This is a genomic window from Micromonospora sp. WMMD998 (assembly GCF_029581235.1).
GTDB lineage: Bacteria > Actinomycetota > Actinomycetes > Mycobacteriales > Micromonosporaceae > Micromonospora.
Genome location: NZ_CP120740.1, coordinates 86,600 through 107,209, shown reverse-complemented (window position 1 = coordinate 107,209; position 20,610 = coordinate 86,600). Strand labels below are relative to the sequence as shown.

The 20,610-nt window shown below is 72.3% G+C and carries 20 protein-coding genes; 11 read left to right on the top strand and 9 right to left on the bottom strand.

Going from position 1 to position 20,610, the window contains the following annotated elements; translation table 11 throughout:
* The first annotated feature begins 17 nt into the window (after positions 1-17).
* Together O7619_RS00495 and O7619_RS00490 are read left to right on the top strand one after the other, a co-directional pair.
* Positions 18-236 carry a zinc ribbon domain-containing protein gene (locus O7619_RS00495; RefSeq protein ID WP_282284975.1) on the top strand — a complete coding sequence of 73 codons (219 nt, stop codon included), beginning with the start codon at positions 18-20 and terminating at the stop codon, positions 234-236.
* Positions 237-370: 134 nt separating this feature from the next.
* A complete protein-coding gene (locus O7619_RS00490) occupies positions 371-3,181 on the top strand; it encodes an adenylate/guanylate cyclase domain-containing protein (RefSeq protein WP_282284973.1) in 2,811 nt (936 codons plus the stop codon).
* A 143-nt stretch (positions 3,182-3,324) separates the two neighbouring features.
* Here the strand turns inward: O7619_RS00490 and O7619_RS00485 are convergent, their stop codons facing one another.
* Together O7619_RS00485 and O7619_RS00480 are read right to left on the bottom strand one after the other, a co-directional pair.
* Entirely contained in the window at positions 3,325-3,867 is a 543-nt protein-coding gene (locus tag O7619_RS00485; RefSeq protein WP_282284971.1) for a phospholipase, read from the bottom strand.
* A gap of 164 nt (positions 3,868-4,031) precedes the next feature.
* Entirely contained in the window at positions 4,032-5,690 is a 1,659-nt protein-coding gene (locus tag O7619_RS00480) for a family 10 glycosylhydrolase (RefSeq protein WP_282284970.1), read from the bottom strand.
* Positions 5,691-5,936: 246 nt separating this feature from the next.
* Between O7619_RS00480 and O7619_RS00475 the strand changes: the two genes are divergently transcribed.
* Complete coding sequence (locus O7619_RS00475) at positions 5,937-7,430, top strand: amino acid permease (protein WP_282284969.1); 1,494 nt, start codon at positions 5,937-5,939, stop codon at positions 7,428-7,430.
* 91 nt (positions 7,431-7,521) lie between these two features.
* Here the strand turns inward: O7619_RS00475 and O7619_RS00470 are convergent, their stop codons facing one another.
* Positions 7,522-9,033: an alpha-N-arabinofuranosidase gene (locus tag O7619_RS00470; RefSeq protein ID WP_282284968.1), complete on the bottom strand. Its 1,512-nt coding sequence runs from the start codon at positions 9,031-9,033 to the stop codon at positions 7,522-7,524.
* Between the two features lie 140 nt (positions 9,034-9,173).
* Here O7619_RS00470 and O7619_RS00465 point away from each other — a divergent pair, with 140 nt between their 5' ends.
* Entirely contained in the window at positions 9,174-10,181 is a 1,008-nt protein-coding gene (locus tag O7619_RS00465) for a LacI family DNA-binding transcriptional regulator (RefSeq protein ID WP_282284967.1), read from the top strand.
* A gap of 5 nt (positions 10,182-10,186) precedes the next feature.
* Here the strand turns inward: O7619_RS00465 and O7619_RS00460 are convergent, their stop codons facing one another.
* The 3 genes from O7619_RS00460 to O7619_RS00450 all read right to left on the bottom strand — a co-directional run bounded on the left by O7619_RS00460 (position 10,187) and on the right by O7619_RS00450 (position 13,070).
* The gene (locus tag O7619_RS00460) at positions 10,187-10,912 is read right to left on the bottom strand and encodes a methyltransferase domain-containing protein (protein ID WP_282284966.1); all 726 of its coding nucleotides are present in this window, start codon (positions 10,910-10,912) and stop codon (positions 10,187-10,189) included.
* A 164-nt stretch (positions 10,913-11,076) separates the two neighbouring features.
* Positions 11,077-11,394 carry a hypothetical protein gene (locus tag O7619_RS00455; RefSeq protein ID WP_282284965.1) on the bottom strand — a complete coding sequence of 106 codons (318 nt, stop codon included), beginning with the start codon at positions 11,392-11,394 and terminating at the stop codon, positions 11,077-11,079.
* A 38-nt stretch (positions 11,395-11,432) separates the two neighbouring features.
* Positions 11,433-13,070 (bottom strand): ABC-F family ATP-binding cassette domain-containing protein, encoded by a 1,638-nt coding sequence (locus O7619_RS00450; protein WP_282284964.1) that lies wholly within the window; start codon positions 13,068-13,070, stop codon positions 11,433-11,435.
* 85 nt (positions 13,071-13,155) lie between these two features.
* On the opposite strand from O7619_RS00450, the gene O7619_RS00445 reads away from it, so the two are divergent.
* From O7619_RS00445 to O7619_RS00430, 4 genes are all read left to right on the top strand, one after another.
* On the top strand, positions 13,156-13,926 hold the full coding sequence (locus O7619_RS00445; RefSeq protein ID WP_282284963.1) for an ROK family protein: 771 nt from the start codon (positions 13,156-13,158) through the stop codon (positions 13,924-13,926).
* Positions 13,927-14,012: 86 nt separating this feature from the next.
* Positions 14,013-14,375 carry a tetratricopeptide repeat protein gene (locus O7619_RS00440; RefSeq protein WP_089155326.1) on the top strand — a complete coding sequence of 121 codons (363 nt, stop codon included), beginning with the start codon at positions 14,013-14,015 and terminating at the stop codon, positions 14,373-14,375.
* Positions 14,376-14,431: 56 nt separating this feature from the next.
* Positions 14,432-14,686, top strand: coding sequence for a Smr/MutS family protein (locus tag O7619_RS00435; RefSeq protein ID WP_013288724.1), 255 nt, complete (start codon positions 14,432-14,434; stop codon positions 14,684-14,686).
* A 146-nt stretch (positions 14,687-14,832) separates the two neighbouring features.
* Positions 14,833-14,982, top strand: coding sequence for a hypothetical protein (locus tag O7619_RS00430; protein WP_282289005.1), 150 nt, complete (start codon positions 14,833-14,835; stop codon positions 14,980-14,982).
* Between the two features lie 5 nt (positions 14,983-14,987).
* Here O7619_RS00430 and O7619_RS00425 read toward each other — a convergent pair whose 3' ends face one another.
* Positions 14,988-15,443, bottom strand: coding sequence for a hypothetical protein (locus tag O7619_RS00425; protein ID WP_282284962.1), 456 nt, complete (start codon positions 15,441-15,443; stop codon positions 14,988-14,990).
* 40 nt (positions 15,444-15,483) lie between these two features.
* Positions 15,484-15,933, bottom strand: a complete 450-nt coding sequence (locus O7619_RS00420; protein ID WP_282284961.1) for a GNAT family N-acetyltransferase — start codon at positions 15,931-15,933, stop codon at positions 15,484-15,486.
* Between the two features lie 304 nt (positions 15,934-16,237).
* Between O7619_RS00420 and O7619_RS00415 the strand changes: the two genes are divergently transcribed.
* The 3 genes from O7619_RS00415 to O7619_RS00405 are packed head-to-tail and all read left to right on the top strand — an operon-like array spanning position 16,238 to position 18,023.
* Positions 16,238-16,624: a hypothetical protein gene (locus tag O7619_RS00415; RefSeq protein ID WP_282284960.1), complete on the top strand. Its 387-nt coding sequence runs from the start codon at positions 16,238-16,240 to the stop codon at positions 16,622-16,624.
* Entirely contained in the window at positions 16,621-17,445 is an 825-nt protein-coding gene (locus tag O7619_RS00410) for an AAA family ATPase (RefSeq protein ID WP_282284959.1), read from the top strand. The genes O7619_RS00415 and O7619_RS00410 overlap by 4 nt, the downstream gene beginning before the upstream one ends.
* Complete coding sequence (locus O7619_RS00405; RefSeq protein ID WP_282284958.1) at positions 17,445-18,023, top strand: hypothetical protein; 579 nt, start codon at positions 17,445-17,447, stop codon at positions 18,021-18,023. Before O7619_RS00410 ends, O7619_RS00405 begins: the two co-directional genes overlap by 1 nt.
* A gap of 106 nt (positions 18,024-18,129) precedes the next feature.
* Here the strand turns inward: O7619_RS00405 and O7619_RS00400 are convergent, their stop codons facing one another.
* Entirely contained in the window at positions 18,130-20,508 is a 2,379-nt protein-coding gene (locus tag O7619_RS00400; protein WP_282284957.1) for a M28 family peptidase, read from the bottom strand.
* Positions 20,509-20,610: the final 102 nt, after the last annotated feature.

The window sequence follows — 20,610 nt, the reverse complement described above, 5'->3', positions numbered from 1 at the left end:
GGCCGTACGCTTACCGCATGCCCCGGTACGAGTTCCGCTGTCGCGCCTGCGGCGACACCTTCGAGGTCAACCGCCCGATGGCTGAGGCGGGCCGCCCCGCCACCTGCCCCCAGGGTCACGCCGACACGGTGAAGCTGCTCTCCACCGTGGCGTTCACCGGTCGAGGTGGGGCCGGTCCGGTCGGTGGCACGCCGGCCCCGGGCGGGGGTTGCTGCGGCGGCGCCTGCGGCTGCTGACCCACCGCCGCTCGACCGGGCGCACGTCGTCTGTGGGAACCTTTGGTCGGAATGTGCCCGTCCGTTCTCACGATGCGTGACGACGCGATCATAGGGCAGCATGAACCCGACGTCAGCGGGCGGAGGTTCGACGTATGTCGCCACGGATCCACCTCCCCAGCGGGTGGGTGACTTTCGTGTTCACCGACATCGAGGGTTCGACGCGGATGGCCCGGATGCTCGGCCCGGTCTACCGACCGGTCCTGCGGGAGCACCGCCGGCTGCTGCGCGACACGCTCGCCGGCACGGACGGGGCGGAGTTGCTGACCGAGGGCGACTCGTTCTTCCTGGCCTTCCCGAACGCGGCGGCGGCCGTGCAGGCGTGCCTGACCGCGCAGCGGGCGCTCGCCGGGCACGAGTGGCCGAACCCGGACGCCATCCCCCGGGTGCGGATGGGGCTGCACACCGGCTACGCCGAGCCGCGCGACGGCGAGTACGCCAGCCCCGAGGTGCACCGGGCGGCCCGGGTGGCCGCCGCCGCGCACGGCGGTCAGGTGCTCTGCTCGGCGGCCACCGCCCGGCACGCCGACCCGCTGCCGGACGGCGCGTCCCTGCTGGACCTCGGCCTGCACCGGCTGCGCGGCTTCGACGACCGGGAGCGCCTGTTCCAGCTCGTCGCACCGGGGCTGGAGCGGCGGTTCCCGCGCCCGCGCACCGCCGACGCGGCGGCCCACAACCTGCCCACCCAGTCCACCTCGTTCGTCGGGCGGCACTTCGAGCGGGCCGAGCTGGGGCGGCTGGTCGAGGCGTACCGGCTGGTGACCGTGCTGGGCGCGGGCGGCGCGGGCAAGACCCGGCTGGCGGTGGAGCTGGCCTCCGGGATCGTCGAGAACTATCCGGACGGGGTGTGGTTCGTCGACATCGCCGCCGTCACTGACCCCGGGCTGGTCGCCTTCGAGATCGCCGCCGTGCTCGGCCTCCGCCCGGAACCGGGCCGGCCGATGGTCGACACCCTGGTCGAGTACGCGGCGCCCCGCCGGATGCTCGTGGTGCTCGACACCTGCGACGCCCAGCCGGCCGCGTCGGCGGAGGTGATCAGCCGGCTGCTCGCCGGCGGCCGGGGCGTGCGGGTGCTGGCGACCAGCCGGGAGTCGTTCGGCGTACCCGGTGAGGTGGTGTGGCGGATCCCGCCGCTGTCGGTGGACGAGGAGCCGGGCAGCGGCGCGAGCGACGCGGTGGCCCTGCTGCTGGAGCGCACGGCGGCGGCCCGGGGCGGTCGGCCGCCGGGCCCGACCGAGCAGGCGGACCTGCACCGGGTGGTGCGCCGGTTGGACGGGTTGCCGCTCGCCATCGAGCTGGCCGCGGCGCGCATGCGGGTGCTGTCCGCCGGGCAGTTGGCGGAGCGGCTCGACGACATGATGGGCACCCTGGACGCGGGGCGTGAGTCGGCGGAACCGCCACCGGTGGAGGCCGGCTGGAGCGGCAACCAGCAGGACACCGTCGACCTGGTGGCCGCCGCGACCGGGTCCGCCCCGCCGACTCCGGCGTCCCGGGCGGTGCAGCGGTCGGCGAGCGAGCGGCACCTGACCATCCAGGCCACGGTGACCTGGTCGTACCGGACGCTCGGCGCCCGCTCGTCGCGGCTGCTGCGGTGGATGGCGGTGTTCGCCGGCCCGGTGGACCTGCCGACCGTGCAGTGGCTGCTGGACGAGGATCCGCTGGACCCGCTGTCGGTGCTCGTGGACAAGTCGATGGTGCTGGCCGAACCGCACGCCTCGGGCAGCACCTACCGGATGTTGGACCCGATCCGGGCGTACGCGGCCCGCCGGCTGATCGAGACGGGCGAGGAACAGGCGGCCCGGGACCGGCACGTCGCCTGGTCCCGGCACGCGCTGGACCGGGCGCACCTGAGTCCGGACGGCCGACCGGTGACCCTCTCGCTCTACGCGCTGGACCCGCTCGCCGGGGAGCTGCGGGCCGCGTTGCGCTGGTGCGCCACCGGGGGCAGCGCCCGGTCGGGGCTGCACCTGGCCGGCGGGCTGGACCAGTGGTGGCGGGAGCGCGGACTGGCCCGGGAGGGGCGGCTGTGGCTGTTCCGGCTCTACGGCCGGATCGCCGAGACCGGCGAGGACATCCCGGAGGCCGAGCTGGCCGCCGCGTACCACATGCATTCGCTGCACGCGGGCGCCGACGGGGAGTTTGCCGAGGAGCTGCGCTATTCGCAGCGGGCCGAGGCAGCCGCCCGGCAGGCCGGTGACCTGGGGCTGCTGGCCCGGGTGCTGGCCGGTCGCGCCGCGCCGCTCGTCGACATGGGGCAGTTCGCCGAGGCGGAACGGGTCTGCCGCGAGGTGATCGACTGGGCGTACGCGCAGGATGTGGTCGGTGACGCGCTGCTCGCCGTCTACAACCTCGCCGAGTTGCTCTGGCGTCGGGGCGCGCTGGACGAGGCGGCCGAGGTGCTCGGCGCGGCCCGTCCGGTGGAGGCGGCCCGCCCGGTGGAGCGGGGTCGCCGCTCGGTGGACATGCTGCTCGGCATGGTGGCGCTGGCCCGGGGTGACCTGGTCGCGGCGCACGAGCACCTGTTGGTGGCGCTGCGGTCCCGGATGAGTCACGGCTATCTGGGCCGGGCCTGCGACACGATCAACGCGATCGCGGTGCGCTGCGCGTTGGCCGGCGACGCGGTGGCCGCGGCCCGGCTCTTCGGCGCGGCGCAGGCCACCCGGGCGAGCCTGCGGGCCACCCCCGGCATCTACGAGCCATACTGGCTGGCCCGGCAGGCGGAGTTGCGCCGGGCCCTGGGCGACGAGGCGTTCGACGCGGCGTACGGCGCGGGCGCCGGGCTGCGGCTGGACGAGGCGGCGGCGCTGGCGCTGCACGTCGAGCACCCGGACCTGACGGCCGACTCGCTCTGGTTCGGCCGCCCGACGTCCCAACCGGCCCCGGAGCCGCACAGCACAGCCGGCTGACCCACCTCACCCCACCCGCCCACCCCGCCCACCCCACCCCACCCCCTGCGCGCTGATTCACGGAAACAGTGGCTATCCGGGCCGGGGTAACGACTCTTTCCGTGAAACAGCGGGTCGAGGGGGTCGGGCGGGTCGGGCGGGGGTCAGGGGCGGGGGGCGGCGTGGTGTTCGGCGTCGGCCTTCAGTCGGGCGGCGCGGTCCAGGTCGGCCTGCCGCACCGCGGCGAGCGAGCCGAAGACGCTCACCGCCTGGTAGTAGGTCCAGGCGAGGCTGTAGCAGGCGGGCCGGACGATCGCGTTGTAGGTGGCGCACACCCGCTTGAGATCCGCGTAGAACGCGCTGTCCAGGCGGGACTTGTTGGCCGGGAAGATGCCCATGGCCTTGTGGTTGCGGTAGCCGAAGTCGTGCCGGTAGCAGGAGAGGCCGAAGGCGAAGCCGAGTGGGTTGTCCGGGCTGGACGAGCAGTAGTCGGTGGACCAGTCGAAGCCGTACTCGGTCCAGGGCGTCCGGTTGAGCCGGGCGCCGTTCCAGGCGTGGTAGCTGGCGGCGGTGGTCTGGGTCCAGGTGGAGAGCACCGCGAGTTTCTGCTGGGTGCTCACCGCCGCGGCGGCCGGTGTGGCCGGGCCGAGCAGGGTGAGCAGGATGAGCAGGCCGGCGGTGAGGGTGGTGGCGAGGCGACGGGACATGGGTACCTCCGTCGGGACGGGTCTCCTCCGGGGTCTCCGGATGTCGAGAAGTGTCAATCAAGCGGCTGACCTGGGGGGATGGCCCGGAGGGCCGCTCGCTGACATCCGCCCAATCAGACGAATGCCCCGGGCCGCCGTGGCGACCCGGGGACATCCACCGCCTGTCAGCGGACGAAGCGGGGCAGGCTCGCCGGGCTCTCGTTCGCCAGGCGGTCGAGCGCGGTCACCTGGTAGGTGTAGCGCTTGCCGGCGACCGCGGATTCGTCCACCCAGGACTGGGTGCCGCCGCCGGTGGCCCGGACGGTGCCGACCAGGTGGCCCGCGTCGGCGCGGTCGCACCGGCCGGGCAGGCCGAGGCCGTCGAACCGGTAGATCGCGTACGAGGTGGCGGTGCCGAGCGGGCCCTTGCCGTCGGCGGGCTGCCGCCAGCTCAGCCGCACCCCGTCCGCCTCCCGTTGGGCTTTGGTGACCACCGGAAAGAGCAGGGGCTTGTGCGGCAGGTGCGTCATGGTGGGCACCAGCGCCGGGCGCGAGTAGTGCTCGGCCGCGTAGATGTCGGTCGCGCCGAGCCGGTTCGCCCGGACCTGCACCGCCGAGAAGTGCACGTTGCCGAGCACCTCCGGGTACGACCGGTTCAACGTCAGGTGGTCCGACAACTCCCGCGGGTTCATCCAGTACGACCCGTACGCCGGTTCGCCGCTCTTGTAGTCGGCCTGGCCGATGTAGAGCTGGACGTGGGTGCCGCGCACCTGCTCGGCCCACCACGGCACCAGCCGGGCGTAGTCGGCGGCCGGGTACTGGCCGATGTACCAGTAGAGCTGCGGCACGACGTAGTCGATCCACTCCTCCTTCACCCACTTGCGGGTGTCGGCGGAGATGATGTCGTACGACTGCGAGCCGGTGGTGTCCGAGCCGTTCGGGTCGGCGGAGGCGTTGCGCCAGATGCCGAACGGGCTGACCCCGAACTTCACCCACGGCTTGGCCGCCTTGATCTTGGCGTTCATCTCCTGGATCAGCAGGTCGATGTTGTCCCGCCGCCAGTCGGCCCGGTCGGTGAAGCCCCGGTTGTACTGCGCGAACGTGGCGTCGTCGGGCACCTGGTAGGTGCCGCTCGGGTAGGGGTAGAAGTAGTCGTCGAAGTGCACGCCGTCCACGTCGTACCGCTTGACCGCGTCCATCATCGCGGTCTGGACGAACTCGCGGACCTCGGGGATGCCGGGGTTGTAGTAGAGCCGGCTGCCGGCGACGCCCGCCGGCGGGTAGGCGAAGACCCAGTCCGGGTGGGCCCGGGCCGGGCTGTCCGGCGCGAGTTGGGACAGGTCGGCGCCGGCGCCGCCGGGCGCGGGCATGGAGACGCGGTACGGGTTGAGCCAGGCGTGGAACTCCAGGTTCCGCTTGTGTGACTCGGCGACCAGGAAGGCCAGCGGGTCCCAGCCCGGGTCCTTGCCGCGCACCCCGGTCAGGTATTCCGACCACGGCTCGTACGGCGAGGGCCAGAACGCGTCGGCGGTCGGTCGGACCTGGACCACGACGGCGTTGTGGTGGAGCTTCTGGGCCAGGTCCAGCCAGCCCAGGTATTCCGCCTTCTGCTTGGCGACCTGGTCCGGGGCGGTCCACGAGTCCTTGCTCGGCCAGTCGATGTTCGTCACCGAGGCGATCCACATGGCCCGGAACTGGCGCTTGGGGGTGGCCGGATCCGTCACGCAGTCGGTGGAGTTCGTGGTTGTCGTCGGCTTCGTCGCGGCGTGTGCCGGGGTGGCGGTGACAAGCGCGCCGAGCAGGGCCACGGCCAGCGCGGCGGCTCTGAGCGGTGTTGCCTTCATGCGGTGCGGTCCCTTCGTCGGGTCCGAGGGCGGACGGCGGCGCACTCTCGGCAAGATTCGCCGCTATGATTGCGCTGCTGGTAGGAAACTTTCATCAATCCCGAGCCGGCGCAAGACCCCGGAGTCGTGCACCGCATCGTGACCATTCCGACACCCGTCGTGCGGGATTGGACGCGGCGAACGCTGGGTAGCTTGGCCGACCACGGACCGCCAACGCGGTGGTCGCGGCGTTGGGGGAGGTGATCCATGTCAGTCCTGCGGACCAAGCCGATCAAGGACGTGCTCGCCCAGGGCGACGCCGACGGCGAGGACGGCAAGCCGGGGCTCCGCCGTCGACTCGGCCCGGTCGACCTGATGGGCTTCGGCATCGGGATCGTGATCGGCACCGGGATCTTCACGCTGACCGGCGTCGAGGCGAAGAACAGCGCCGGACCGGGCGTGGTGATCTCCTTCGGCATCGCCGGGGCGGTCGCGTTGCTCGCCGCGCTCTGCTATGCCGAGCTGGCCTCCAGCGTGCCGACCGCCGGCAGCGCCTACACCTACGCCTACGCCACCATGGGCGAGATCATCGCCTGGATCATCGGCTGGGACCTGCTGCTGGAGTTCGCGCTCGGCGCGGCGGTGGTGGCCCGGGGCTGGTCCGGCTACCTCACCGACCTGTTCGGCCTGCCGAGCGCCTGGTTCGCCGAGGAGGGAAGCATCGTCAACCTCGGCGCGGTCGCCATCGTGCTGCTGCTCGGCGTCGTCGCCATCGTCGGCATCCGCGAGTCCGCCCGGGTCACCAACCTGCTGGTGCTGGTCAAGGTGGCGATCTGCGCCTTCGTCGTCATCGCCGGGCTGTTCTTCGTGAAGGCCGCGAACCTCAGCCCGTTCATCCCGTCCAGCGAGCCGGCCGGCGCCGGCGACGGCGGCATCAAGCAGCCGGTCACCCAGGCCATCTTCGGGCTGGAGCCCTCCGTCTACGGCTTCGTCGGGGTGCTCACCGCCGCCGCGGTGGTGTTCTTCGCGTACACCGGGTTCGAGGCCGTGGCGAACCTGGGTGAGGAGACCCGCAAGCCCAAGCGCGACCTGCCGCTGGGCCTGCTCGGCACGCTCGTCATCTCCACCGCGCTCTACATCGGCGTCTCGCTCGTCGTGGTCGGCATGGTCAACTACACCGAGATCGACGAGGGCGCGCCGATCGCGTCCGCGTTCCGAGCGGTCGGGGCCGGCTGGGCCGCGACCCTCGTCTCCATCGCCGCCGTCGCCGGTCTGACGAGCGTGATCCTGGTCGATCTGGTGGCCATGGGTCGGATCGGCTTCGCCATCGCCCGGGACGGGCTCATCCCGCCGTCGATCGCCAAGGTGCACCCGCGCTGGGGCACCCCGTACCGGATCGCCGCGATCATGACTATCGCGGTGGCGCTGCTCGCCGGCTTCCTGCCGCTGTCCGCGCTCGCCGACCTGGTCAGCATCGGCGCGCTCTGCGCGTTCATGCTGGTCGCGATCGCGGTGCCGATCCTGCGCAAGCGGCGCCCCGACCTGGATCGGCCGTTCAAGGTGCCGTTCTCGCCGGTGCTGCCGATCGTCACGGCGGTGGCCTGCCTCTACCTGAGCCTCAACCTGTCGGTGGAGACCTGGGTGCGGTTCCTGATCTGGATGGCGCTCGGCGGGATCATCTACTTCGGCTACGGGCACCGCAAGAACCGGCTGGCCCGCCGCGAGGACGCCCGCACCCCCGCTCCCGCCCCCATCCCCTGACCGCCCAGATGTTAGGCGGGGCCCCCGCTTAACACCTGAGTGTTAAGCGGGGGCCCCGCCTATACCGAAAGCGTTAATAAGGGCCCCCTCCTTACCCGCACGGCGCGAAGCGCAGCAGGTTCCAGGAGGTGGCGGGCAGCACCACGGAGCAACGGCCGCCGTCGAGGACGGGGGTGGCGAGTTCCCGGGGGGCGACCCGCTCGGGGTCGGCCTCGGTGTTCGTGGCCGCCGGGTCGGCCCCGGAGGCGAGGGTGGTGTGCGCCTCGCCGCACAACCCGGGCAGGCCACGCAGGTCCACGTCGAGCGGGAGGTCCTCCGGGCCCCGGTTGACCGCGAAGACGGCCAGGCCGCCGGTCTCCTCGTCGTGCACGGCCACGGTGTCCAGCACCGGCACGTCGCCGTACTTCCTGGTCGGGTACGTCGGGCCGACCGGCTCGGTGCGCAGCACGGTGCCCCGTGCATAGCGGGCGGTCAGGGCGAACGGGTGGAAGATGGTCTGCCGCCAGGCGGGGCCGCCGGTGCGGGTGCGGATCGGGGCGATGACGTTGGCGAGTTGTGCCTGGCAGGCCACCCCGACCCGGTCGGCGTGCCGGAGCAGGGTGATCAGCAGGTCGCCGACCACCACCGCGTCGTCGGCGGTGTAGTCGTCCTCGATCAACGCCGGCGCCTCCACCCAACCGCGCCGGTCCAGGTCGGCCTGGAGGCGGGACTGGTACCAGACGTTCCACTCGTCGAAGGAGACCTTGAGCTTGCGCTTCTGCCGCAGCTTCGCGCCGACGTGGTCGGCGGTGGCGGTCACCTCGGTGATGAAGGCGTCCATGTCGACCGCGGAGGCGAGGATGCTGGCCCGGTCGCCGTCGGCGGGGTCGTAGTAGGAGTGGGCGGAGATGTAGTCGACGTGTTCGTAGGTGTGTTCCAGCACGGTCGCCTCCCAGGCGGCGAACGTGGGCATGCCCCGGCCGGAGCTGCCGCAGGCGACCAGGCTGATCGACGGGTCGATCATCTTCATCGCGCGGGCGGTCTCGGCGGCCAGCCGGCCGTACTCCTCGGCGGTCTTGTGCCCGACCTGCCACGGCCCGTCCATCTCGTTGCCGAGGCACCACAGCCGCACCCCGTACGGCTGCTCGGCGCCGTGCTCGCGGCGCAGGTCGGACAGCCGGGTGCCGCCCGGGTGGTTGGTGTATTCCAGCAGGTCGCACGCCTCGGGCATGCCGCGCGTGCCGAGGTTGACCGCCATCATCGGCTCGACCCCGGCGGCGGTCGCCCAGGTCATGAACTCGTCCAGCCCGAACGCGTTGGTCTCGATCGTCTTCCAGGCCAGGTCGAGCCGGCGGGGCCGGTCACCGGCCGGGCCGACGCCGTCCTCCCAGCGGTAGCCGGAGACGAAGTTGCCGCCCGGGTAGCGCACGACGGACACGCCCATCTCGCGGGTCAGCTCCAGCACGTCGCGGCGGAAGCCGCGCGGGTCGGCGTCCGGGTGCCCGGGCTCGTAGATCCCGCCGTAGACGCATCGACCCATGTGCTCGACGAAGGAGCCGAAGATCCGGCGGTCGGCCTCGCCGACCCGGAATGCCGGATCGACCGTGAGCTGCGCGTTCGGCACGGGTGCCACCTTTCCGTCGGGGCTGCTGCCCGGTGACGTCGGTCACCGCGCCCCTGGTTTCTACAACGTTGTAACCCATCCTGTAAAGGGGGTCGGGACGCGGTAGAGTTCGCCGCAGTGGTCGGCGGGAGGAAGGTCCAGTGCGGCACAGGCTCAAGGACGTGGCGGAGCGGGCCGGCGTGTCGGTGAAGACGGTCTCGAACGTCGTCAACGGCTACCAGCACGTGCGCGCCGACACCCGGGCCCGGGTCGAGGAGGCCATCGCCGAACTTCACTACCGGCCCAACCTGTCCGCCCGCAACCTGCGCAAGGGGCGCACCGGCGTGATCGCGCTGGCCGTGCCCGAACTCGACATCCCCTACTTCGCCGAGCTGGCCCGCCACGTGGTCGCCGCCGCCGCCGAACACGGGTGGACGGTGCTGATCGACCAGACCAGCGGCGGCCCGGAGCAGGAACGCAAGGCCGCCAGCGGGATCGGCGACCACATGATCGACGGCCTGATCCTCAGCCCGCTCGCGCTCACCGCCGACGACCTCGCCAGCCTCGACGGCCTGCCCATGGTGCTGCTCGGCGAACGGGTCGAGCACGGCCCCGCCGACCACATCATGATCGATAACGTGGCCGCCGCCCGGGAGATCACCGCCCACCTGGCCGGGCTCGGCCGCCGCCGGATCGCCGCGATCGGCTCCCCACGCACCCCCGAGGGGGCCAGCGCCCGGCTGCGCCTGGCCGGCTACGCCGCCGCGCTGGCCGAGGCCGGCATCGACTACGACGACCGCCTGGTGGCGTCCGCGCCGGCCTGGCGCCGCGCGGACGGCGCAGCCGCCATGCGGCACCTGCTCACCTCCGGGGTACGCCCCGACGCCGTCTTCTGCTTCACCGACCCGCTCGCCCTCGGCGCGCTGCGTGCCCTGCACGAGGCCGGTCTGCGCGTGCCCGAGGACGTCGCGGTCGCCGGGTTCGACGACATCGAGGACGGTCGCTTCTCCATCCCGACCCTGAGCACGGTCGCGCCGGACAAGGCGCACATCGCCCGCCTCGCCGTCGAACTCCTCGCCGACCGCCTCGCCGCCGACCGCGACGCCCCGCCACGCGAACTGGTGGCCCCCCACCGCCTGGCCCTACGCGAATCCGCCCCACCCGCCTGACCCACTCAGTCGAAGAAGCGCGCCAGGTGGGAGGGGGACGGGGGGTCCGCATCCGCGGGCAGGGGGGTCAGATCGGCGAAGACGGAAGCGCCGTCGCAGCCCACGTGCAGCGGATACCAGCGGGGGGCGCCGGGCGGGCGCTGACCGCAGATGCCCTTGAACGTCTGCACGTCGAGCAGGCGGACGTGGGTCGGGTCGGCGACCGCGTTGACGTGTCGCCACCAGGGGCTCATCACGTGCAGGACGCCGCCGGGCCGCAGCACCCGGTGACACTCGTCGAAGAGCGGCAGGAAGTCGATCAGGTGCTCGACGATGTGCACCGCGAAGAACACGTCCACCGAGTCGTCCCGTAGCGGCAGTGGACCGGAGAGGTTGGCGACCGCGTCCACGCCCGTCGCCGGATAGATGTCCAGCCCCAGGTTGCCCGGCCACTGCTTGGTCGCGCCGCAGCCCAGGTCGACCACCACCGGCGGGCGACCGGCGACCCCGACCCGGCACCACACCCCGAGCACCCCGGCCAACCGGCCGATCAACTCGCGTACCAGCCGCAGTTCCGCCGGGTCGGCGACCGCTCCGGTCAGGTGTGCCACGCCCCGGTCGAAGCGCACCTCGACGGCCGTGCCGCGCAGCCGGTCGTCATGCCGGGCCAGGTCGGCCCACGCCTCGGCGAGGAACTCGTCGGCCTGCCGGAGCCGCTCACCCGAGGGCGGGGCCTGCCCCATCGCCACCATGCGCCACCTCCGGCCGCGCGTTACCCATTCCATCCCGAAACACACACATTCGCCCCTCCGCCGAGGACGCTGTTTCACGGAAAGAGTGGCTGTTCGGCGTGGAGTAGGCACTCTTTCCGTGAAACAGGGGCGCGGGAATGGGGGGTGGGGGGAGGGGGGTGGGGTCAGGAGGGGAGGGGGCGGCGGGTGGGGCGGGTGGGGCGGAGGCGCTGGCGGGGCTGGGGAGCGGGCGACTTCGGGCGCTTGAGGTGGTAGCGGTGCAGCTCGGCGTGGCCGGGCAGCGACGGGTCCTCGCTCATCGCGACCAACTCCCAGCCCTGGTCGCCGGCCCGGTTCAGGTGGACCACCGAGGTGTCGCCGTAGGGCGTGACGTCGACCATCGTGCCGTCCGGGCCGTACCAGTGGAAGACGATCTCCCACCCGGCGTCGGTGGTGGCCGCCTGGCGGCGGCGGACCAGCAGCGCGTACTCCCACTTGAGCATGTGGTCATTGTGACCCCTGGCCGGCGGTCCGGCACGGATCAGTCCTCGGCGATCCGTCCGTCGGTGGCGCGCAGCCGCCGGTTGACGCTCACCGCGTCGAGCATCCGCCGGTCGTGCGTCACCAGCAGCAGCGTGCCGGGGTAGCCGGCAAGCGCCGACTCCAACTGCTCGATCGCGGCCAGGTCGAGGTGGTTGGTCGGCTCGTCGAGCACCAGCAGGTTGACCCCACGGCCCTGGAGCAGCGCCAGCGCGGCCCGGGTCCGTTCGCCGGGGGAGAGCGTCGCCGCCGGGCGCAGCACGTGGTCGGCCCGCAGGCCGAACTTGGCCAGCAGCGTCCGGACGTCCGCGGGCTTCAGCTCGGGTACGGCGGCGGCGAACGCGTCGAGCAGCGGCTGGTCGCCGAGGAACAGCCCGCGGGCCTGGTCGACCTCGCCCACCACCACGCCCGGGCCGAGCGCGGCGTGACCCTCGTCCAACGGGAGCCGCCCGAGCAGCGCGGCCAGCAGGGTGCTCTTGCCGGAGCCGTTCGCCCCGGTGATCGCCACCCGGTCGGCCCAGTCGATCTGGAGGTCCACCGGGCCGAGCGTGAAGGCTCCCCGGCGTACCACGGCACCGCGGAGCGCGGCCACGACGGCGCCGGCGCGGGGCGCGGCGGCGATCTCCATCCGCAGTTCCCACTCCTTGCGCGGCTCCTCGACCACCTCCAGCCGTTCGATCAGCCGGGCGGTCTGCTTGGCCTTCGCCGCCTGCTTCTCGGTCGCCTCGGTGCGGAACTTGCGGCCGATCTTGTCGTTGTCGGTGGCCTTGCGGCGGGCGTTCTTCACGCCCTTCTCCATCCAGGCGCGTTGGGTCCGGGCGCGCGCCTCCAGGTCGGCCTTCGTGTCGGCGTACTCCTCGAACTCCTCGCGGGCGTGCCGGCGCGCCACGGCGCGTTCCTCCAGGTAGGCCGCGTAGCCGCCGCCGTAGTGGTTGACCTGCCGCTGGTGCAGGTCCAGCTCGACGATCCGGTTGACCGTGCGGGTGAGAAATTCGCGGTCGTGGCTGACCAGCACGGTGCCGGCGCGCAGCCCGGTGACGAAGCGTTCCAGCCGGTCCAGCCCGGCCAGGTCGAGGTCGTTGGTGGGCTCGTCGAGCAGGAAGATGTCGTAGCGGCTGAGCAGCAGCGAGGCCAGCCCGGCGCGGGCCGCCTGCCCGCCGGACAGCCCGACCGTCGGATGGTCCAGGCCCACGTCGAGGCCCAGCTCCGCGGCGACCTGCCCGGCCCGCTCGTCCAGGTCCGCGCCGCCCAGGTCCAACCACCGTTCCAAGGCGATCGGGTACGCGTCGTCGGCGCCGGCCGCCCCGGCGGTCAGCGCCTCGGTGGCGGCGTCGAGCGCGGCCTGCGCGGCGGTCACGCCGGTGCGCCGGGCCAGGAAGTCACGGACCGTCTCGCCCGGCCGGCGTTCCGGCTCCTGCGGCAGGTAGCCGACGGTGGCGCTGGGCGGGTTCAACGCCACCGTGCCCTGCTCGCGGGGCTGGAGGCCGGCGAGCGTCCGCAGGAGTGTGGACTTGCCGGCGCCGTTCACCCCGACCAGGCCGACCACGTCGCCGGGCGCGACGACCAGGCTGAGGTCTTCGAACAGGAGGCGGTCACCGTGGCCGGCGGTGAGATCCTTGGCGATCAACGTGGCGCTCATCAGGAGACCGAGAATACCGGCGGGCGCATCCGGATTACCGTGTCCCGCGCTTGGGAAGGTACCGGTGTGAGGGAGACTCACAGCCGTGGCGACCACATTGGCGATCGACTGCGGAGGCGGCGGGATCAAAGCCTCCGTGCTTGATGCCGCCGGCACCATGCGGGCCCGCCCGTTGCGCGTGCCCACGCCGTACCCCCTGCCGCCGGCCGTGTTCGTGCGGACGCTGCGGGAGCTCGGCGCCCGGCTGCCCGCGGCGGACCGGCTCACCGTCGGGATGCCCGGCATGATCCGGCACGGGGTGGTGGTGGCCACCCCGCACTACGTGACCCGCTCCGGGCCGCGCAGCCGCGTCGACCCCGACCTGGTCGCGGAATGGTCCGGGTACGACGCGCGCGGCGCGCTGGCCGAGGCGTTCGACATGCCGGCGCTGGTCCTCAACGACGCCGAGGTGCACGGCGCCGGCGTGGTCGCCGGGACGGGCTGCGAGCTGGTCCTGACGCTCGGCACCGGGCTCGGCAGCGCGCTCTTCGACGGCGGGGTGATCGCCCCGCACCTGGAGCTGTCGCACGCCCCGGTGCGGTGGAACACCACCTACGACACGTACGTCGGGGAGCCGGAGCGGCGGCGTCTGGGCGACGCGTTCTGGTCCCGGCGGATCCGGCAGGTGGTCGACGGCCTGCGGCCGGTGTTCCGCTGGGACCGGCTCTATCTGGGCGGGGGCAACTCGCGGCTGATCCGGCCGGAGCAGGTGGCCCGGATGGGGGACGACGTCGTGGTTGTCCCGAACACGGCCGGAATCGTGGGTGGTGTCCGGGCGTGGGAGCTGGTGGGCGAAAGGTACGACCCCACCCCCTGATCTTTGCCCGCTGGAACACTCCCGGTCGCGCCGGTGTTGTGCCAGCGTCGGACAAAGGGCTGACGCGACACGAGGAGGTGGGTCAAGTGGACCTTCTGGCGGAGTACCGGCGGGCGACCATGTTCTTCGACTCCGGGGACCCGACCGGAGCGGCCCGGCTGCTTGAGCCGATCATCGAGGCGGAGCCCGACAACTCCTCGGTGCGGCAGTTGCTGGCCCGCGCCTACTTCCAGTCGGCCCAGCTCAACCGGGCCGAGGAGCACCTGCGTGAGCTGGTCGACCGGGACCCGAGCGACCACTACGCGCACCACGTGCTGGGCCGGACGCTGGAGCGGATGAACCGGCCGGCCGACGCGCTGCGGCACCTGCGCATCGCGGCGGCGATGTACTCGACGAACACCGACTACACCACCGCGCTCAAGCGGGTGGAGGGTCGGGTCGGTCGGTGAGCGTTGCCGAAGGGCAGCCCGGGTGGGCTGCCCTTCGGCGTACCTAGGATGGAACCGTGAAGCTGAAGCTCGACCTCCACGACATCTACAACAAGGGCCACGACATCGATCGCGCGCTGCGCGGGATCATGGACGAGGCGGTGGCGAAGAAGGCCACGCTCGTGGAGATCATCCCGGGTAAGGGCTCCGGCGCGCTCAAGAAGAAGGTGCTGCGCTTCCTCGACCAGAAGGACGTCAAGCAGCTCTACCACCGGGTCGAGAAGGACTCGAAGAACTTCGGCCGCCTGTTCGTCCACTTCCGCTGGAAGTAACGCTGGCCTTCGCGCTTGATCCACTCCACTTCGCCGAGGTGGCGGTATCCCAGCCGCTTCGATCCAGCCACTTCCCCGAACTGGTGTGGATCACGCTACCCCGAGCGTCGCGGCGAGCTGGCCGACCGCGCCAACGGTGAGGCGGCGTGAAGGTCCAGATCGACCGGGACGTGTTGGTCTGGCTGCACAAGCAGCCGCGTAATGTCTTCCTGACCGTCCTGAGTGCGATCCTCGGCCTGGTTTCCGATCCCGCTGCGGACCCGTGTCCGACAGCGCGCCCCACCTCTCCGAACTGACGCGGCTAGACGCAGACCCAGCAGTAGAGCCGCTCGTCCCGGGTCGTCGCCCGGCGAGCCAACCCGGCAAGCTCGATCAGCACCTCGGCCAGGACCGATTGGTCACCCTGCCCCCAGAACTCCTCGGTTTCGGACCACGGCCGCGCCACCTCACGCAGCCGACTCTCCGGGGCGTCGGCCAGCGCGGCTCGCAGTTCGTCGGTCAGCGAGATGACCAGCACCTCGCCGTCATCACGGACCGCGACGGCCTTGCCCTGCCGGGGGTTCCGCGTCACCGCGTCGTAATCGAGGTTGGTCAGTAGCGCCTCCAGCGTCCCGAGCCGCACGGCCGGCTCGATCCCTTTCAGCTCGACCACATCGAAGCCGGGATCGGCCGCCGCGCGCGGACCGCCCAGGACGTCGGCGACCGCGGCAGCAGCCTCGTCGGAGGGTGCCGAGAAGTAGTCACAGAGAATCCCCACGGCGCGGATCATGCCAGCGGGGGCCGACACCAGGGAGGCGCTACAGGTCCAGGACGGCGACCGTCTGACCCTCGCTCTGCTCGCCGGTCGGACGGAAGCCCAGCTTCAGGTAGAACGGCTCCGGTCCTCCGTCGCGGGGCTCCCAGGTGACGTACGCGCGGGTGCCGCCCCGGGCGCGGATCTCCGCGCACACCGCCTCCACGGCGAACCGGCCGTAGCCGTGGCCCTGCGCGTCGGCCGCGATGTTCAGCCGCCAGAGGCCGGCGCGCAGGTCGTCGGGGTTGTCGCCCCACGGGATGTCGAAGAAGGCCATCAGGAACCCCACCAGCCGGTCCCCGTCGTAGATCAACCTCGGCCAGGCGTGCTCGGGATAGACGTACGCCTCGGCCAGCGACTTGACCACCGGCTCGACCAGGTCCTCCTGATCGGGGCGCACCGACAGCGCGAGCGCCGCCTCGTAGTTGTCGGGAGTGACAGTCTCCAGCCGCATGCGGGGCAGCGTAGCGAGCAGATGGGTGACCGGCGATCCGGTATTCGCGGACCGGAGTCCCGCGGATGGCGATCATGATGACGGCCCGAATGCCATGGGAAATCCCGCTCGCCTCTGTCGTGCTTGTGATTGACGGTGATCGCATGGTCCGGTTCGGCCGGTGACAGTTGACCATCGGTCGTCGGGGTGTGGCTGGGCGGGCACCGGCGCGGGTCGGAGAGCCGTCGACCTTGCCCCGTCCGGCCATACTGGAAATTGGCGGAATCTTCGTAGACTCGTCGGACCCACCCCTGGAGCGGTACCAATGACGGAAATAGTAGTCGCTGCTCTCGGCGTATTGGCGGCGCTCATCACCGGTGTCTACACGGTCCGGGCGGTCAAGGCCGAACGGCCGGAGCGACCCGCACCGACGAAACCGGCGGCCCATGTCCGGGGCGTCCGGCCGGCGTCCGGCCCGGCTGTCGCCCCCGCTCCGCCTCGGCAGCGGCCGACGCCGGTCGCCCCGGTGGCTCCGGTCGCGGCGCCACCGCCGGGTCAGCAGGTGCTGCCACTGGTCCGCCGTAAGAGCGAGTACGCCGGAATGTCGGAGAAGGAACTACAGGTCGCGATCCTGACCGACGTCAACTTTCTGCTGCAGCAGGGTGACACGTTCGAATATCGAAAGACGCGAAATGAGGTAGACCCCGAGTGAGCGTGCCGGAGCGGTTCCGCAAGGCTGTTCTCTCCCATTGCTTCGCCGTGTCGTGCCTGGACAATTATCCCCTGTTGTTGGCTGTGGTCGGGCCGCCTGGTGACGGAAAGTCGTTCCAGACCGCGGTGTCGCTCAAGGCTGCCGGGTTCGTCCCCTTCCGGTTCTCCTCGTCGGAGCTGGGCGGACGTTCGGAGGGCCGCCCGGTGGAGCAGCTACGCGGCCTCTACAAACGGGCCGCGCAGCACGCAGAGGTCGAGAACAGCTATCCGGTGCTCGTCCTGGAAGACTTCGACCTCGGGCCGGCCGGGCGGGACCGGAACGCCCGCTACACGGTGAACTCGCAGCTCCTGACGGGCTTCCTGATGAACCTCGCCGACGACGTGCGGATGTGCGACGTGGGTACGAGTCGGCGATTTCCGATCGTGCTCACCACAAACGACCTGTCGACGCTGCACGGACCACTGATCAGGCCCGGCCGGATGCGGGTCTTCAGTTGGGAGCCGAACACCGCCGAACGGGCCGAGATGATCTACTCTGCGCTGCACGCGCGGGTGCCCGGACTCGCTCTCGGGCAGGTCGAGAAGCTTGCCGCCCGCTATCCGGGGCTCTCCGTGGCCGCCATCTCGTCCGCCCTGGTGGAGTGCCTCGGCGACAAGATCTTCGACTTCCTCTCGGAGAACCCGCAGATGGGCATCGTCGAGGCGCGGCAGCGGTACGCCAACGGCGTCGGCGGGGTGACGCTCGACGAGATCGAGGACGCGTTGCAGCGGCGAGGTCTCACCCGGCGACGCCTCACCTACTTCCGGACGGGTGGCGAGTGATGGACGACGGCGAGGACGACATCGAGGTCTCCGTCGATGTGGACCCGGAAGTGGTGGTCCTCGTGCGGCTGAACGTCATCGCGCATGTCGCCCGGGAGATCGCCAGCGCGGTGCGGGCACCGGCGTCCGCTCTCGAGATCATCATGAGGAGCATCCGTGACAGGTTGCTCGCCCAGGTGAAGCTGCTCGCGTACGGGCCGGACGACTCGATCGTCGCCTACCTCTCACTGAAGATCGACTGGGAACGGCACGCCTTCCTGCTCACCCAGGGGTCAACCAAGCACGAGTTCATGCTCAAGGCCGACGGGCCGATCGACACGCAGGTGGCGCCGATGCTGGCGAAGGCGCGGGACTACATCCAGCAGTGCTCCGACAACCTCGATGTCCGGCGGGTCGACGCGTACTACACCTACCGCCCGGGGAAGCGCGAGGAGGCCAACCAGAAGTACGGCACCTCCGCCGTCGAGCCCGATGAGGCGGCCCGGCTCCGCGAGGCCGTTTCCGGGCAGGAACTCAGCGTGGTCGACCACAACCTGTCCGAATTGCAGGTCGTCTACCGTCACGTACGCGGCAAGTGACCGCACCGACCGGGCTGCCGTCTTCGCCGCCGTGGCCACGGTACGCCGAAGTGGCGGTGTCCCCGCGTCCGGATACCGCCACTTCGGCGAGATGGCGTGGATCACGCTAGAGCGTGTACGTCTGCGCCACCGCCAGCATCTCCGAGCTGTGCGAGCCGACCACGCCCACGTCCGCCGGCCGGGCCCGGAACCCGGGCACGGAGGACAATCCGTCGCTGGCGTCCATCGCGCGCACCGTCACGGTGTCGCCCCGCGGCACCAGCGTCAGCGTCACCTCCACCCCCTCCGGCGGCGGCGCGTGGAACACGATGCCGAAGCCCCACCGACCGTCGCGCGCCTTGACCGGCACGTCCCGCCCGGCCACCGAGGCGGACCGCACGGTGGCGGTGCCCGTGTCCACGTGCAGCGTGAGCAGCCGGACCGACCGCTGCGGGGTCACCCGCACCCGCAGCACCCGTTGGTCACCGTTACGGGAGTCGGCGAGCACCTCCACCTTCGGCGCGGGCAGGGACGCCGCCGGAGCCGGGCCGGCGCGCAACTCGCCGTCGCCGATCCCGGGGAAGTCGTCGGCCACCGAGATGGTCCGGTCGACGTAGCTGTCGGTCCAGGGCTGCGGCTTCTCCTCGTGGCTGAGCCAGGCCGCCTTCCGCGTGCCGGCGTCCAGCGCGTACATCAGGTGGGTGGGCACGGGATGGTCGGCGTCGAAGCGGTCGACGGCGAGGCCGACCCCGGCGAACACCGCCGCCGCCACGAACGCGGCCCCCGCCGGCAGCGCGCCGAGGCGGCGGGCGCGCAGCGCGAACAGGCCGCGCTGGCCGCCGGCCCGGGGGTGCAGCAGGTCCACCACGGGCAGCACGGCCAGGCCGAGCAGCACCGCGAACAGCGCGGCCACCGCGCCCATGCCCATGCCGAGCGCCGGGAAGAGCAGCACCACGGTGGGCAACAGGATGATGACGGCGACCGCGCCGGCGAGCGTCACCGCGACCACCGGCCACGGCCCGTCCTGTCGGGTGGCGAGCGCGGCGAGGCCGGCGAGCGCGCCGGCCAGGGCCGGCAGGGTCGTCAGGTACGCCGCGCCGGGCACCAGCACGGCGAGCAGCACGCCGAACAGGGCCAGCCAGAGCAGGCCGCCGAACGCCAGCGCGGCCGGGCCGAACCGGCGGCGGAGCAGGGCGTACCAGCAGAGGAGCACCGCGGCGGCGAGCGCCACCACGGCGAGGCGGTACCAGCCCGGACGGTACGGGTCGAGCAACTCGGCGTACCCGGGGCGGATCGTGGTGATCGCGGCCCAGAGCAGCCACGCGCCCAGCGGGGCCACGACGATCGGCGCCAGGGCCAGGCCGGCGCCGGCGGCGAGCGTGCCGGCGGTGGCCCGGCCCCGGCGGCGCAGCGACCAGCCGAGCGCGCCCACCGCGAGCAGGGCGGCCACGCCCAGCGGCAGGTTCAGCCCACCGGGATAGCGGACCAGCAGGCCGAGCACCGGGAAGTAGGTGTCGTCGTGGCCGGACCGCAGGTCGCCCAGGTCGGTGCGGCCGAACTCGCGGGCCAGGCCCAGCGCGTTGTCGCCGTGCATCTGGAGGCTGCCCCGGTCCATCCGGGCCGGCACGTCGAGCGGGGTGTGGTAGATCGCGCCGCCGTCGATGTAGGCGGAGTTGAGCCCGACGAAGTCGCGGTCGAGGAACGCGGTGAAGTCGGTGTCGTTCGGCAGCGCCCGGTAGATCTCCACGGCGAACGAGGTGCCCACCGGGTGCGGGGCGGCCCGGCCGAAGATGTCCACGAGCTTCGCGTTGTTCCGGGACGTCTCGAACATGATCACCGGCCCGGTCGAGCCACGCGCCTCCAGGTTGAGCACCACCCCGCCGTCGGCGGCGAGCGGGTGGTCGGCGGCGAAGCCGGCGGCGCCGCACAGGCACGCCTCCTCCGCGTCGGTGAGTACGAAGACCACGTCGTTGCGGGGGCGCGGGCCGGTGGTGAGCGCCCGGGCCACCTCCAGGATGGTGGCGGTGCCGGCGGCGTCGTCGTTGCCGCCCGGCCCGGTCTGCACCGAGTCGTAGTGGGCGACCAGGAAGACCTTGCCGGTCGGGTCGGTGCCGGGGAGCCGGGCCACCACGTTGCGGACCCGCGCCAGCGTCGCCCCGCCGGCCGCCCCGGAAAGCTGACCGGCCTCCGGCGCGACCGCGTCCTGCACCTCGGTCTCCAGGCCCAGCCCGCGCAGCGCGCCGACCAGGTGTTCGCGTACCCGGTCGTTGTCCGCGCTGCCGGCCACGTGCGGCCGGGCCGCGATCACCTCGACGCTCCGGTACGCCCGGGCGGCGCTGAAGTCGCCGGCCGGCGCGCTCGCCGGGCGCGGCGCCGGGGTGGCGAGGCTGACCACGACGCCCGCCCCGACGGCGAGCAGCGCGACGAGCGCGGCGACGGCGGCGGGCAGCCGGCGGCGCGGCTTGGTGAGCGCGCGGTCGGCGGGGCGGATGCGGGGTACGCCCACGGGGACTCCTCGGGGTGGACCTACGGGGTGGGCATCATCCTGCACCCCCGCCGGACACGACGGCACTCCCGGTCGGTGCGCCGCCGGGTCGGCAGCGCTCCC

Bases quoted from the DNA above. Each gene is read 5' to 3' on its own strand.
- O7619_RS00495 (WP_282284975.1), top strand. From the start codon at position 18: ATGCCCCGGTACGAGTTCCGCTGTCGCGCCTGCGGCGACACCTTCGAG.
- O7619_RS00490 (WP_282284973.1), top strand. From the start codon at position 371: ATGTCGCCACGGATCCACCTCCCCAGCGGGTGGGTGACTTTCGTGTTC.
- O7619_RS00485 (WP_282284971.1), bottom strand. From the start codon at position 3,867: ATGTCCCGTCGCCTCGCCACCACCCTCACCGCCGGCCTGCTCATCCTG.
- O7619_RS00480 (WP_282284970.1), bottom strand. From the start codon at position 5,690: ATGAAGGCAACACCGCTCAGAGCCGCCGCGCTGGCCGTGGCCCTGCTC.
- O7619_RS00475 (WP_282284969.1), top strand. From the start codon at position 5,937: ATGTCAGTCCTGCGGACCAAGCCGATCAAGGACGTGCTCGCCCAGGGC.
- O7619_RS00460 (WP_282284966.1), bottom strand. From the start codon at position 10,912: ATGGTGGCGATGGGGCAGGCCCCGCCCTCGGGTGAGCGGCTCCGGCAG.
- O7619_RS00455 (WP_282284965.1), bottom strand. From the start codon at position 11,394: ATGCTCAAGTGGGAGTACGCGCTGCTGGTCCGCCGCCGCCAGGCGGCC.
- O7619_RS00450 (WP_282284964.1), bottom strand. From the start codon at position 13,070: ATGAGCGCCACGTTGATCGCCAAGGATCTCACCGCCGGCCACGGTGAC.
- O7619_RS00420 (WP_282284961.1), bottom strand. From the start codon at position 15,933: ATGCGGCTGGAGACTGTCACTCCCGACAACTACGAGGCGGCGCTCGCG.
- O7619_RS00415 (WP_282284960.1), top strand. From the start codon at position 16,238: ATGACGGAAATAGTAGTCGCTGCTCTCGGCGTATTGGCGGCGCTCATC.
- O7619_RS00405 (WP_282284958.1), top strand. From the start codon at position 17,445: ATGGACGACGGCGAGGACGACATCGAGGTCTCCGTCGATGTGGACCCG.